The 13,397-nt window shown below is 71.3% G+C and carries 16 protein-coding genes and 1 tRNA gene; 15 read left to right on the plus strand and 2 right to left on the minus strand.

The window, feature by feature from the left end; genetic code table 11:
- The first annotated feature begins 6 nt into the window (after nucleotides 1–6).
- From ACH4FX_RS06870 to ACH4FX_RS06935, 14 genes are all read left to right on the plus strand, one after another.
- Complete coding sequence (locus ACH4FX_RS06870) at nucleotides 7–183, plus strand: pRL2-8 (RefSeq protein ID WP_398475896.1); 177 nt, start codon at nucleotides 7–9, stop codon at nucleotides 181–183.
- An 89-nt stretch (nucleotides 184–272) separates the two neighbouring features.
- On the plus strand, nucleotides 273–449 hold the full coding sequence (locus tag ACH4FX_RS06875) for a hypothetical protein (RefSeq protein ID WP_398475898.1): 177 nt from the start codon (nucleotides 273–275) through the stop codon (nucleotides 447–449).
- Between the two features lie 112 nt (nucleotides 450–561).
- A complete protein-coding gene (locus ACH4FX_RS06880) occupies nucleotides 562–762 on the plus strand; it encodes a hypothetical protein (protein ID WP_398475900.1) in 201 nt (66 codons plus the stop codon).
- A 51-nt stretch (nucleotides 763–813) separates the two neighbouring features.
- Complete coding sequence (locus ACH4FX_RS06885) at nucleotides 814–1,146, plus strand: hypothetical protein (protein WP_398475902.1); 333 nt, start codon at nucleotides 814–816, stop codon at nucleotides 1,144–1,146.
- Nucleotides 1,147–1,161: 15 nt separating this feature from the next.
- Entirely contained in the window at nucleotides 1,162–1,341 is a 180-nt protein-coding gene (locus ACH4FX_RS06890) for a DUF6257 family protein (RefSeq protein WP_398475904.1), read from the plus strand.
- An 87-nt stretch (nucleotides 1,342–1,428) separates the two neighbouring features.
- Entirely contained in the window at nucleotides 1,429–3,669 is a 2,241-nt protein-coding gene (locus tag ACH4FX_RS06895) for an FtsK/SpoIIIE domain-containing protein (RefSeq protein WP_398475906.1), read from the plus strand.
- 202 nt (nucleotides 3,670–3,871) lie between these two features.
- Nucleotides 3,872–4,594 carry a hypothetical protein gene (locus tag ACH4FX_RS06900; RefSeq protein WP_398475908.1) on the plus strand — a complete coding sequence of 241 codons (723 nt, stop codon included), beginning with the start codon at nucleotides 3,872–3,874 and terminating at the stop codon, nucleotides 4,592–4,594.
- A 121-nt stretch (nucleotides 4,595–4,715) separates the two neighbouring features.
- The gene (locus ACH4FX_RS06905; protein ID WP_398475909.1) at nucleotides 4,716–5,114 is read left to right on the plus strand and encodes a hypothetical protein; all 399 of its coding nucleotides are present in this window, start codon (nucleotides 4,716–4,718) and stop codon (nucleotides 5,112–5,114) included.
- Nucleotides 5,115–5,231: 117 nt separating this feature from the next.
- Nucleotides 5,232–5,672, plus strand: coding sequence for a hypothetical protein (locus ACH4FX_RS06910; protein WP_398475911.1), 441 nt, complete (start codon nucleotides 5,232–5,234; stop codon nucleotides 5,670–5,672).
- Nucleotides 5,669–6,589 carry a bifunctional DNA primase/polymerase gene (locus ACH4FX_RS06915; protein WP_398475913.1) on the plus strand — a complete coding sequence of 307 codons (921 nt, stop codon included), beginning with the start codon at nucleotides 5,669–5,671 and terminating at the stop codon, nucleotides 6,587–6,589. Before ACH4FX_RS06910 ends, ACH4FX_RS06915 begins: the two co-directional genes overlap by 4 nt.
- A gap of 23 nt (nucleotides 6,590–6,612) precedes the next feature.
- Nucleotides 6,613–7,047, plus strand: coding sequence for a hypothetical protein (locus ACH4FX_RS06920; RefSeq protein WP_398475915.1), 435 nt, complete (start codon nucleotides 6,613–6,615; stop codon nucleotides 7,045–7,047).
- The gene (locus ACH4FX_RS06925; protein WP_398475917.1) at nucleotides 7,044–8,459 is read left to right on the plus strand and encodes a phage/plasmid primase, P4 family; all 1,416 of its coding nucleotides are present in this window, start codon (nucleotides 7,044–7,046) and stop codon (nucleotides 8,457–8,459) included. The genes ACH4FX_RS06920 and ACH4FX_RS06925 overlap by 4 nt, the downstream gene beginning before the upstream one ends.
- A gap of 124 nt (nucleotides 8,460–8,583) precedes the next feature.
- A complete protein-coding gene (locus ACH4FX_RS06930) occupies nucleotides 8,584–8,775 on the plus strand; it encodes a helix-turn-helix transcriptional regulator (protein WP_398475919.1) in 192 nt (63 codons plus the stop codon).
- Nucleotides 8,776–8,843: 68 nt separating this feature from the next.
- The gene (locus ACH4FX_RS06935; protein WP_398475921.1) at nucleotides 8,844–10,256 is read left to right on the plus strand and encodes a tyrosine-type recombinase/integrase; all 1,413 of its coding nucleotides are present in this window, start codon (nucleotides 8,844–8,846) and stop codon (nucleotides 10,254–10,256) included.
- A 150-nt stretch (nucleotides 10,257–10,406) separates the two neighbouring features.
- Here ACH4FX_RS06935 and ACH4FX_RS06940 read toward each other — a convergent pair.
- A tRNA-Ser gene (locus ACH4FX_RS06940) sits at nucleotides 10,407–10,493 on the minus strand.
- A gap of 41 nt (nucleotides 10,494–10,534) precedes the next feature.
- Complete coding sequence (locus ACH4FX_RS06945) at nucleotides 10,535–12,259, minus strand: S1C family serine protease (RefSeq protein ID WP_398475923.1); 1,725 nt, start codon at nucleotides 12,257–12,259, stop codon at nucleotides 10,535–10,537.
- 288 nt (nucleotides 12,260–12,547) lie between these two features.
- Between ACH4FX_RS06945 and ACH4FX_RS06950 the strand changes: the two genes are divergently transcribed.
- Entirely contained in the window at nucleotides 12,548–13,390 is an 843-nt protein-coding gene (locus ACH4FX_RS06950; protein WP_398475925.1) for a glycerophosphodiester phosphodiesterase, read from the plus strand.
- Nucleotides 13,391–13,397: the final 7 nt, after the last annotated feature.

Genomic DNA, 13,397 nt, shown 5'->3' on the forward strand with positions numbered 1-13,397 from the left:
GCTGCTATGGCAGTGCCCCCCACCCCGCCCGGTGAATGCCGCCAGTGCTGGTATCACGCCTACGCCAGCCGTGAGGCGCACGCCCACCTCGCTCCGCGCGAGGACTGCCCGCAGTGCGTGGATCACATGCTTCATGGCCATCCCGAATCGATGGTCGTCCCCAAGGAATCCGCCTGGTGGTGAGGGTGACGGCTGCCCGCGTCGCCCCGGCACACGCCGGGGCGGCAAGGGGAGCCGGGACAGCCTCGGCCCATCACTGAGAGGAGCCCGCTGTGAGCCTGCGCGACAAGATTTTCGGCAAGCCGGAGGACGTGGCCGCCCACCGCGAGGCCAGCGACGAGCTGGAGCGCTGCGCCCGGGCAGCCGACGACGACACCGACCCCGCCTACCTGGCCGCCAACGAGCGCAAGGGCGAGACCGCCGCGCGCGTGCCGTCCTGGCGCCGCTGACCAGCCGCCCCCGATCAGCCCGTCCCGCACGGGCGGTGAGGGGGACGCCGGGCAGAGGGCCCGACGCCGACCCGGAGGAAGGAAGCCCATGCGACGAGTCGACAGGTACGGAGTGAAGCTCGACAACGGCGACACGATCACCATCTCTGGCGCGCTGAGTGAGGCGCAGGCGCGGCAGATCGTCCAGGAGGCCATCGAGAACGGCACCACCGCGCAACGCGCCGGCCGGCCGATCGAGACCAGCACCGCCAAGCGGTGCGCTGGCCGAGAGATCGACGACATTCAGGTCATCGAGCGGCGCCGACGGGCGTAAAGGCCCGGCACGACCCCGCGCTGACGGTAATCGCCCGCGAAGGAGACCACCATGCAGTTCACGAACAGCACCGAGCCCAACCCGCGTACCGCCGGCATCCCGATGCCCGTCGGCTGGCACACCACCTCGTACAACGGCGCCACCGACGTGGCGATCGACGTGGCGATCCAGGCCGTCGCCCGCTGCCACGCCTGCGGCACCACCGCCCCGTTCGGCATCGGCGAACCCCGCGGCAGCGCCGAGAAGTACGTCGATGGCCCGTGCCAGGACGCCGTACGGGCCGCCTGGGACTGGACCGACCAGCACCTCAAGGACTGCCCGCAGGCCCGTCCGGCCGCCATCGCGTCCAGCACCCGCCCTCTCGCCGGTACCGCCGGCGCCTGACCGAACGGAGACCGTATGGCGCAGGACCCGCCCCTGACCGCCGCCGAGAAGGCCCAACTGGCCTGGCTGGGTGCGCGGATGTGCAAACGCGAGCTGGCCGGGCCCGACGTGGACCAGGCCGACTTGCGGCGCAAGTTCGACCGCATCCTGGACGGCGCCCGCAAGCGCGCCGAACAGGGAGCGAAATCCCAGTAGCTGCGCCCCGGGACGGCCGTCTGGCCGGCAAGCACACCGGCCGTCCCGGGCCCAACCCGCCCGCAATGCGGGCCGGAGGACACCATCATGACTGACCTGGCGCCGGAAGCCCCGGCCGCGGCCATGGGCACGGTGCACGACCTCGAAGAGCACCGCGCCCGCACCGGCGGCACGCCGGTGAACCTCACCAAACCCGACCCCGCCCCGCCGCCCGCAGATGCCGAGACCGGGCCGCAGACGACGCCGGAAGGCGACGCCGCGCCGCCCGACGGTGCGGGCCCGTCGTCGGCCTCGGTGTGGCGGCGCACCGCCCGCCTGACCCGCACCGTGGTCACGCACGAGCGGACCCGTAAGGCAGCGCGGCTGGCGGCGCGGCACGGCTCCTACGTGGGCGGCGGCGCGGTGGTCCTGGCCCGCCGTGCGTGGGACGGGCGCACTACTGCCGTGCATCAGCGCATGATCGCCTCTGCCGCCGCGGCCGGGCAGATCGAAGCGGTGGCGGAGTGGCAGGACAAGGCCGACCGGTTCCGCCAGGCCCGACACGCCCGCCGCATGGCCCTGATTACCGGCATTCCCGCCATGGCGAAGGGCACACTGATCGGCGCCGGTGTGCTGGAGGGCGCCCTGCTCGCCCTGGGCATCGCCATGGCGCTCTCCGACGGCGGGCAGCTCAGCGACGTGATCGCCCCCACCATGGGCCTGATCGAGTTCATCCACACCCTGTGTGTCGTAGTCAGCGTCGTGTGGGGGCCGCTCTTGGCCGCCGCGCCGTGGCTGCTGCTGCTCGCTCTGTGGGCGGTGGGCCGCTCCCGCGGCACCGCACCCGCCTGGGCCCAGCCCGACGGCGACGGCGAGACGCGCGAGGTGGTGCCCGACGAGGGCGCCATCCTCGAAGCGCTGCGCAACCTCGGCCTCGGGCCCATGGGCAAGGCCGTCAAAGCGGGCTGGCAACCGCGTTGGGTCTCCCCGACCACCCGCCTGGGCAACGGCTGGCACACGCAGTTGCAACTGCCGCTCGGCGTCACGGTCGAAATGATCAACGGCAAGAAGAAGGTCCTGGCGCACAACCTGCTGCGCCTGCCCGTGGAGGTGTGGCCGACCGAACCGAGCAACCAACCCGGCGTCCTCGATCTATGGGTGGCCGACCAAGGTTCCCTGTCCGGCAAGGTGCCGCCGTGGCCGCTGCTGGAGGGCGGCAGCGCCGACTACTTCAAGGGCGTGCCGATCGGCGTCTCGCAGCGCGGGGAGCCGGTGTTCGGCAAGCTCATGGCCGCCAACTACATGGTCGGCGGGATTATGGGCTCCGGGAAATCCTCCCTGGTCATCACCCTGCTGCTGGGTGCGATGCTCGATCCGCTGGTGGAGATCGAGGCGTACGTGATGGCCTACAACGTCGACTACGACCCGCTGCTCCCGCGGCTGCGCGCCCTGGTCAAAGGCGACGAGGACGAGCAGATCGAGGCGGCCGTCGAAGCGCTGCGCGGACTGCGCGATGAGGTCACCGAGCGCGGCAAGCTCCTGGAACAGCTCGGCGGCGACGAGGTGCGCCTGACCCGCGAGATTGCCGAACGGGACCCGCGGATGCGCCCGAAGGTCGTCGTCTTCGACGAGTGCCATGAGCTGTTCATGCACAAGAAGTACGGCGCGGAGGCCGAAGAGCTGGCCATCAAGGTGATGAAGAAGGCCCGCAAGGTCGGCATCACCCTGATCTGGGTGACCGTCTCCCCGACCGCCGACAGCATCCCGAAGGACGTGACCCGCAACACCAGCCACCGGGCCGCGTTCGCGGTCGGCGACCACGTCGCCAACGACGGACTGCTGGGCACCGGCAAGCACAAGGCAGGCATCACCGCCACCACCCTCAACCCGGCCGAGAACATCGGCACCGCACTGACGGTGGGCTTCACCAAGAACGCCTTCGAGCTGGTCCGCTCGTACTACGTCCGCAAAGACGCCAAGACCGACGAGATCACCCCCGTCGTCAACCGCGCCCTGGAACTGCGCGACGGCATCGCACCGATGCCGGAGGCGGCGCCGGGCGAACAGGCGGACCACCTGCGCGACATCGCGGACGTGCTCTTCGAGTCCGGGCCGGACGGCCCGGCCCGGATGCGCAGCGACGAGGTCCGCCAGCGGCTGGCCGCCCGCAACCCCGCCGAATACCGCGCCTGGACCGCCTCCGACCTCAAGCAGGTGCTCGAACCCCACGGCGCGGCGCCGTACAAGTCCAACGGCCTGATGGTCATCAGCCGTGACCGGGTCCGCGAAGCGCTCCGGGAGCGCGACGCCGACCCCGCCACGGGCGGCCCGGAAAGTAACGCTGAGTAAAGGGATGCGGCCGGGGACACGGGGAGAGATCCCCGATCACCGCCCTGCCCCCGCTTCCCCGCATTGATCAGCACAAACTCCCGCCAGAGAGACAGGGAGGGGCCCCGCGGCGCCGTCCGGCAGGCCCGGAAAACCGCCGCCCGACGACACCGCCCCGCCTCCCTCCCTGCCCCATCTCGTCACTCTCCGAAAGGACACCGGCGTGAACGGAAACGGGCACTACCGCGAAGCTGAACGCCTGCTCGCCGTCGCCGACGCCTACGACGAGGACGGCGCGTGGGCAACCGCCACCGCGCGCCGCGCCGAGGCACAGGTGCGCGCGACGCTCGCCCTCGCCGCCGCCATCGACCGCCACAGCACCCCGGCGCCCACCGCGGGCCCGGACGCGGCGGCCGACCACCTGCGCGACATCGCGGACGTGCTCTTCGAGTCCGGGCCGGACGGCCCGGCCCGGATGCGCAGCGACGAGGTCCGCCAGCGGCTGGCCGCCCGCAACCCCGCCGAATACCGCGCCTGGACCGCCTCCGACCTCAAGCAGGTGCTCGAACCCCATGGCGCGGCGCCGCGCAAGTCGCGCGGCGTAATGGTCGTTGACCGCGACCGGGTCCTGACGGCTCTCCGGGACCGCGACGGTCAGCCGCAGGATCTCGTACGCCAGGACGCCTTGGCGGTGCTCCGGGAGATGCACACCGACCGGCTGCACACCGCCGACCTGCTGGCCGGGCTCATCCGCTTGAACTCGGCCCGCTACGGCGACTTCACCCCCGAACGCCTCGCCGCCGAACTCAAGGCCGCCGGCGTCCGGCGCACCGTCCGTCAGATCTCCATCGGCGGCATCAACCGCTCCGGCTACCACCTGGCCGACCTGGACCCCGATGGCCCGCGGGCCCGTCCCGGGCGGCGCCACCTCAAAGCCCCGTTCTGACGCGGAGGAACCCCATGACCGAATCTCAGTACGGCTACGCCCTGGACACCGTCGTCCGGACCCGTAGTGACCGACTCACCGCCCGCCGGGCCGCCGACGGCCACGCCGCACGGAAGGCGTCATGAACCGGTTCCTGCGCGGCCCGGACGGCCGCCACTGGCAAGAGGCCGTCGGCCGCTTCGATGAAGAGTCCAAGCAGCGGGTGGCCGAACTGACGGCGGCGGTGCAGGACCCGGCCACCGGCCGCTGGACGGCCGACCGCCGCGGTGAGCGCATCACGGTGACCGGGATTCCGGACCGGGCCGGGTACACCGAGGTCTCCGCCGACCCGTTCCACGAGCCGTGCATCGCTCACCTGTACCGCCTCGCGGCCGAGGTGACGGCCGACTTCGAGCAGCAGACCGGCGCCCCGCACCCTCTCGCCGTTGACCTGGCCAATGCCCTGGAAGACGTGGCCATGCGCACGGAGCAACTGCGGCGGCGGCCCCGGCATCCGCCGCCGCGCCGCGGTCGTCGCTGACGACGGCGCGCAGTTCCAGAACCTTCGCACACACGAGGGCGGCCCCTCTCACGCCAATGAAGCGGGCCGCCCTCTCGCTCCCCAGCACAACTCAACAGAGCACTGGAGGTCTCCAGCATGACCCAACCCACCCCGATCCGGCGAGCCGTATCCCGGCCGCGGCTGCTGGATGCGTTCTGCTGCCAAGGCGGCGCCGGCATGGGCTACTACCGTGCCGCGTTCGACGTGACCGGCGTCGATATCGCCGCCCAGCCCCGCTACCCGCTCAGCTTCCACCAGGCGGACGCGATCGAGTTCATCCGCGAGTTCGGCGCGGACTTCACCCTCACCCCGCCCCCGCACCCGCCGCACACCGCCCCCCAGGCCAAGATGGGCCGCCCCGTCCCGCCCGGCCACTTCGGGCAGTACGTCGGCAACTTCTCCGGCGTCAACCGCGCGCGGCAGGTGATGGGTGTGCCGTGGATGAACCGCGACGGCATCCGCGAATGCATCCCCCCGGCCTACGCCCGCTGGATCGGCGAACGGTTCCTCGCCCTCGAAGGGAGGGCCGCCGCATGAGCGCACCTCTGGCCGTGGATCTTCCGCACGTGCCGCTGCTGGCCGCGGCGCTGGCCGCCGCCGACCGCGGCTGGCACGTCCACCCGCTTCGGCCCGGTGACAAGCGCCCGGCGCTGCACGGTGAGTCCCAGTGCCCCCGCACCGGCGAGTGCGCCGGCGGGCACCGCAAGTGGGAGCAGCGCGCCACCACCGTCCCCGACCGCGTCGAACGCGCGTGGGCCCACGCCCCGTACAACGTCGGCGTGGCCACTGGCCCGTCCGGGTTGCTCGTGGTGGACCTGGACGTTCCGAAGGACAAGGGCAAGAGGGACGCGCCTGACGGCGCGGCGAGCTTTGCGGCGCTCTGCGAGCGCGCCGGGCAGCCCGTCCCCGACACCTACCGGGTGCGGACCGCGAGCGGCGGGACGCACCTGTACTTCGCCGCGCCGGACGGGGTGCGGCTGGGCAACACGGCGGGCAGCCTCGCGCCGCTGGTCGATACCCGTGCGTGGGGCGGTTACGTCGTCGGCGCGGGCAGCAGCACGGCGGCGGGCGCGTACGAAGTCCTGGCCGATGCGCCGGTGGCTCCGCTGCCGGGCTGGCTGCTCGGTGCTCTCACGCCCGCGCAGCGGCCCGTACAGGCGCCTACGCCGGTCCTGGTGCCGCGCGGCGCGGCCCGCTGCGCCCAAGTAGCCCTGGAACGCGAGACGGCCGCCGTCGCCGCGGCAGTCGAGGGCGAGCGGGAAGCGACGTTGTTCACCAGCGCCCGCAAGGTGGGGCGCTTCGTGGCGTGGGGCGACATCCCCCGGCACGTGGTCGAAGCGGCATTTCAGTCGGCGGCGGAGTCCACCGGCCTGCCGCCGCACCAGTGCCGCTCGACGCTGCGCAGCGCCCTGAACTGGTCGATCCGCACCGCCCGGCCCCGGGAGACGGCATGACCCCCACCCCCTCCCACACTGAAATGCCCACTCGCACCGCCACCGGTCCCGGCCCCGCCAGGACGACCCCGGCCCCCGCCGGCCGTGGCGCGCCGAAGGGCGCCGCCCGTCAGGGCGCCGATTCAGCTTGTCGCCCTGACCGGCACACGCCCGCTCCGAGCAGCCCGGAACATCCCCCGTTCTACGGGCTGCACATCAGCGCCCCGCCGCATCCCCGCGCCCTGTGGGTGCCGCGCCGCTGGGCCACCACGCCCGCCGCCGCGGCCCGCTGCTCCTGCGGCGGCTTCCAGGCCACGGCCGCCGGCCCGGACCAGGTCCGGCGCCTGGTCGCCGCCTGGACCGAGCACCGCGAGACGGCGTGCCCCCGCATGCCGTCCGAGACGGCCGCCCTGGTGGCGCAGCGGCGCGAGGCCGCAGAGCAGGCGGAGCAGTGGGCACGAAAGAGGAAAGCAGCATGAGCGCACCCCCCGAAGAACAGCTTCCCCCGCCCTCCAACCCGCGGGCCGTTGCCCGCCGACTCCTGCCCGACTGGAAGACCGGCGACGGGCACCTGGTGTGCCGCCGCTGGCGCGGCTCGTGGATGCGCTGGACCGGTACCTGCTGGCGGGAGCTGGACGAAGAGCAGATGAGCGCGGCCATGTACGCCCGTCTGGAACACGCCCTCTACAGCGCCCCCGGCCCCGGCGGGCAGCCGGAACTGCGGGACTGGGCACCGACCAGACAGAAGATCGGCAACCTGCTGGACGCCCTTGGCGCTCTCATCCTGGTGCCTGCCGACGTGGACACTCCCGCCTGGATCGCCCCGGACGGCACGACGGAACCGGGCGGCAGCCCGATCGTGGCGTGCGCCAACGGACTGCTGCGCATCCAGGACCGGGCACTGCTGCCGCACACCCCCGGCTTCTTCAACATCGCATCCGTCCCGTTCACCTACGATCCCGCCGCGACCGCGCCCACCTGGGCGCGGTTCCTGGCACAGATCTGGCCGGACAACCCGGAAGCCATCGCCGCACTTCAGGAATGGTTCGGCTACGTCCTGTCCGGCCGCACCGACCAGCAGAAGATCCTGCTGATGGTCGGCCCCTCCCGATCCGGCAAGGGCACCATCGCCCGCGTGCTGAAGATGCTGGTCGGCAAAGAGAACCTGGCCGGCCCGACACTGGCCGGGCTGGGCACCAACTTCGGGCTGTCCACGCTGGTCGGCAAGCCGCTGGCGGTCATCTCCGACGCCCGGCTGTCCGGCAACGACAACAGTCAGGTCGTCGAACGGCTGCTGACCATCTCCGGTGAAGACACCATCGACGTGGACCGCAAGTACCGGCAGGTATGGACCGGCAAGCTACCCACCCGACTGATGATCCTGTCCAACGAACTGCCCTACTTCGGCGACTCCTCCGGAGTCATCGCCCGCCGCTTCATCGTGCTGAACATGACGGTGTCCTGGCTGGGCAAGGAAGACCCCGCCCTCACCGACAAGCTCGCCGCGGAGATGCCCGGGATCATCAACTGGGCACTGGACGGACTGGCCCGCCTGGAAAAAACGGGCCGGATCACGGAGCCGTCCTCCAGCCGGGAAGCGGTCACCACCATGCAGGACACCGCCTCGCCCACCTCCGCCTTCCTGCGCGAGCGCTGCACCACCGGACCCGCGTGCAGCGTGCCCGTGGACACCCTGTGGGCCGTCTGGCGCGACTGGGCCGAGGACAACGGCGTCCGCGCCGGCACCAAGCAGGTCTTCGGCCGCAACCTGCTCTCCGTCGTTCCCCAGCTCAACCGCACCCGGCCCCGCGACGCCTACGGCCAGCAGGTGGCCACCTACAACGGGATCACCCTCAACAAGGAGTCCCGCCCACATTGCCGTGAGTCGTGACTCATCGCGACTCAAAACCGGAATCCGAGGCTCTGAGTCGCGGTGAGTCGCGACTCAGAGCAATGTGCCCCCAACCTGCCGCGCCCGGCCGCCCCCCTGCCGGCCAGCCACGAAGGAGACCGCAGTGCCCGCCCCGAAGATGCTCAAACTCTCCGAAGTCCTCGAAGAGCTCGGCATGAGCCGCGCCGCCTACTACCGCATGCGCGCCCGCGGCCACGCGCCACGTCTCATCAAGCTCCCCAACGGTCAGGTCCGCGTCCGCCGGGCTGACCTGGATGCCTGGTGGAAGCAGCACGAGCAGCAGCACGCCGCCTGACCACTCACCCACCGTCTCACCGGGGCCCGCCGACACCGTTCGACGGGCCCCTTGCCGTACGGAGAATCATGCTGACCTTCGACGTAGAGATTTGGTCCATCCGCGCCCGAAAGGGCCGCCCGAAGCCGTTCGAACTCCGCTGGCGCGTGGGCTCAAGACCACACTCGAAGAGTTATAAGACCAAGTCTCAAGCGGATGGCCGGCGCGCAGAACTACTCACCGCGCTCCAAAACCGTCAGCAATTCGACGTAGAAACCGGACTGCCTGCGGCCGAGCTGGAAGCGCTCAACTGCCCGACATGGTACGACCATGCCGTTGCTTACGCGCTCATGAAATGGCCGAAGGCGGCAGCGAAGCAGCGGGCCAATATTGCAGAGACTCTTGCTGGGGCAACACCGGCTTTCATGTCGACCAGACGCGGCATGCCCGAATCCCGGGTGGTGCGCCGCGCGCTGCATTCGTGGGCCTTCCGTGCCGTCCGTACGAGCGACGGCACCCTGGTCAGCAGAGCCTCTGCCGAGGAGCCGCCTGCCGACGTTGCCGCGGCGTTGACCTGGCTCGCCAAGCACTCGTTGACGGTCACCGAGGCAGCTAACCCCGTTCACCTGCGGGCCGCGCTGGAAGCTTTGTCCCTCAAGCTCGACGGCACGCAGGCCGCAGAGACCACCATTCACCGTAAAGTCATGGTGCTGAGCAATGCATGGCGCTATGCCATGGAGACTGGCGCCATCACGTATCACCCCATGAAGCGAATCGACTGGTCGGCCCCACAGCTAGAGGATGAGATCGATTTCGAGTACGTGCCCGACCCACAGCAGGTGAAAAATCTTCTCAAAGCGGTGAAGGGTCAGGGTATTCGAGGAGAACACCTCTACGCTTTCTTCGGATGCCTGTATTACGCGGCCATGCGTCCATCCGAGATCGCGAACCTCAAGAAGCGCCACTGCACGCTGCCGGAAAGCGGCTGGGGGGAACTGGTGCTGCGAGGAAACCGGCCGGAGGTCGGCGGGGGCTGGACGGACGACGGCAAGCCGTACGAGGAGCGGGCGCTGAAGCGCCGGGCGCGCCGTACTACCCGCTCGGTCCCGATCCCGCCGGTTCTCGTAACGATGCTGCGCGCCCATATCGACCGCTTCGGCACTACCCCGGATGGGCGCCTTTTCTGGGCGGCTCGGGGCGGACGGGTGCGGTCCACGGAGTACACCGAAGTCTGGCAGGAGGCCCGGCGGCTGGCCCTCACCCCGGAGGAGGTGGAGGAAGGATTGGCGGAAAAGGCGTACTGCCTCCGCGCTGCCATCATCATGCTTTGGATCTTGTCGGGGGTGCATCCCGTAGAGGCTGCCCGTCGGGCAGGCCACAGCGTCGCCGTGCTGTACCGCTTCTACGCGAAGATCCTGCGAGGCTCACAGGTACAGGCCAACAAGCTCATCGAGCAGCGGCTGAGCGAAGCGGTGACCGAGCCGTCCGGCCCGGCGGGATGACGCGCCTCCGCGGAATCCTGGCCCGCGGCTGGCCCGCACACCCTGGTCAAAGGTGGGATACCGGCGAGTCAGGGTGAGACAGCCTCAACGCAGAAGGGGCACCCGATTCGCTCGGGTACCCCTTCTGACCAGCTAGTTTGCTGACCTCGGCGGAGGCTGTGGGATTTGAACCCACGGTGGCGTTGCCGCCACGACAGTTTTCAAGACTGTTCCCTTAGGCCGCTCGGGCAAGCCTCCCCGCGCACCGGTGGACGGTGCGCGGGGATCAGACTAGCGCGTCACTTGTCGCCCGTGCGCTGGCCCAGGGTGACCTGGGCGGTGTGCTCCTTGCCGCCGCGCTTGTAGGTGAGGGTCACCTTGTCGCCCGGCTTGTGCTGGTAGATGGTGCTGATCAGGGTGGGGCCGCTGTCGATGATGGTGTTGTCGAGCTTGGTGATCGTGTCGCCGGGCTTCAGGCCGGCCTTGTCGGCGGGGCCGTTCGGGGTGACCGAGGCGGAGCCGTCGGTGCCGCCGTCCTGGGCGATGGTCGCGCCGTCGCCGGTGTCGCGCATCAGGACGTGCGCGCCGATCTGCGGGTAGACCGGCTGGCCCTTCTTGATCAGGTCGTCGGCGACCCGCTTGGCCTGGTCGATCGGGATGGCGAAGCCCAGGCCGATGCTGCCGGACTGGCTCTCGCCGCCGAAACCGCCGCCGCCGTTGCCGGCGGACTGGATGGCCGAGTTGATCCCGATGACGCTGCCGGTGGCGTCCATCAGGGGGCCGCCGGAGTTGCCCGGGTTGATCGAGGCGTCCGTCTGGAGGGCGCTCATGTACGAGGGGCTGGTGCCGCCGCCGTCGCTGGAGGCCACCGGGCGGTTCTTGGCGCTGATGATGCCGGTGGTGACCGTGCCGGAGAGGCCGAAGGGCGCGCCGATGGCGATCGTCGCGTCACCCACCTGGACGTTGGCGGACTTGCCGAGCGGGAGCGGGACGAGATTGGCGTCGGAGGGGTTCTTCAGCTTGATGACGGCGACGTCGTAGCCCTGGGCCCGGCCGATGACCTCGGCGTCGTACTTCTTGCCGTTGGAGAACGTGGCGGTCAGCCTGCCGCCCTGGGCGGCGCTCGCGACGACGTGGTTGTTGGTGAGGATGTGGCCCTGCTTGTCGTAGACGAAGCCGGTGCCGGTGCCGCCCTCGCCGGTCGCGCCCTGCGCCTCGATCGTCACGACGCTGGGCAGCGCCTTCTGCGCTATCCCGGAGACGGAGGTGGGCTTGCGGTTGAGCGCCTCCGGGTCGCCGGAGGCGGAGACCGTGGTGGAGGCGGTGTCGCTGCGGTTCGCAGCCCAGAAGCCGATGCCGCCGCCGATGCCGCCGGCCACCAGCGCGGCGACCAGTACGGCAGCGATCAGGCCGCCGTTGCGGCGCTTCTTGGGCGCGGGCGCGCCCGGCGCTCCCCACACGTCGCCCGGGCCGCCGCCTCCGTAACCGGGCGGCGTGGGGCCGCCCCAGCCGCCGTCGGAGGCGCCGTGCGCCGTCGCGTACGCGGGCGGCGGCGCCTGGTGTGCGGCGGGTGCGCCCTCGCCGCCGGACTGGGGATGGGCGCCCATGTACGGGCCGCCCGCCTGGGGGTGCCCCTGCGGGTCGGCCGGCTTCGCGAACTGCTGCGTACGGTCCGGGGCGCCGTGCTCCGCACCCGTCCGGCCTGCGGTCGGCGCGAACTCGGGCGGCGGGGGCGCGGAGGGCGGGGTGGAGGCGGCGGGGGTGGGAGCCGCGGGCCGACCGCCTTCGGCGTGGGCCGAGGGCGCGGAGGGGGCCGTCTCCGGGGTGCCGGAAGCAGCCGGCGCGCCCGGCGCACCCTGCGCACCCGCCGTGCTCCCGGCCGCCGGCGCGTCCTGCGCCGTCTCCCGCGCACCTGGGCCGTCCGAAGTACGCGCACCGGACTCGGGTGCGCTGTCCGACGCCTGGGGCGCCGACGGCGGCTGGGCCTCCGGCGGTACGGCGGCGCCCTCGTTCTCGGTGCTCACGGCTCTCTCCTCAGCTTCGCGACGGTGCCGGGCCACGGCCCGGCCTCTCCTTCAGGATGCGGTGCGGTCTCCATGACGCGGCGCGGGGCCCTGGCGTACGGGCGACGGGCAGGCGGTACCGGCGGCCGGCCCGGGGGCAAGCCTTTCCCACCACGCGTCAGGGCGCCGTAAGCCGAGGCTGTGACTGTCTCCCCATCCTTTATCCCGGACAAAACGAACGCATCCGATGTTATGCGGATCAGGTAGTGCACAAGACGTCCCTCCCGCGAGCGATGGCACGATAACCCGGTGACCACCGCGTACCCGCTCCGGGACCGCACCCCGGGCCCTTCCCGCATTTCCGTCGTAGCCCATCGTGGCGCCTCCGAGGACGCCCCGGAACACACCCTGGCCGCCTACCGCCGCGCCATCGAGGACGGCGCCGACGCGCTGGAGTGCGATGTGCGGCTGACCGCCGACGGGCACCTCGTCTGCGTGCACGACCGCCGGGTCAACCGCACCTCCAACGGGCGCGGCGCGGTCTCCGCCCTGGAGCTGGCCGATCTGACGGCCCTGGACTTCGGCTCCTGGAAGGAGGACGAGGACGCGGCCGGCGAGGCGCCGGACCGCCAGCACGAGGACCCGGAGCGCACGTCCGTCCTCACTCTGGAGCGACTTCTCGAACTCGTCGCGGACGCGGGCCGCCGTGTCGAGCTGGCCATCGAGACCAAGCATCCGACCCGTTGGGCCGGCCAGGTGGAGGAGCGGCTCGTCGCACTACTGGAGAGATTCGGCCACACCAAGGCGTCGGCCGCGGGCCCGCCCGCAGTCCGTGTGATGAGTTTCTCGGCCCGGTCGCTGCACCGGGTACAGGCCGCGGCCCCCGACATCCCAGGCGTCTACCTGATGCAGTTCCTGACACCGCGCCACCGCGACGGGCGGCTCCCGCCCGGCGTGGGCATCGCCGGACCGGGTGTCCGCATCCTGCGCGCGCACCCGGAGTACGTCGCCAAGGCGCACCGCGCGGGCCATCAGGTGCACGTGTGGACCGTCAACGATGAGGCGGATGTAGAGCTGTGTGAACGCCTGGGAGTCGACGCAATCATCACCAACCGCCCCAAACAGGTACGGACCCAACTGGGCCTGGACTAGCGGCCGT

The sequence above is a fragment of the Streptomyces sp. NPDC018019 genome (assembly GCF_044327805.1).
Lineage (GTDB): Bacteria > Actinomycetota > Actinomycetes > Streptomycetales > Streptomycetaceae > Streptomyces.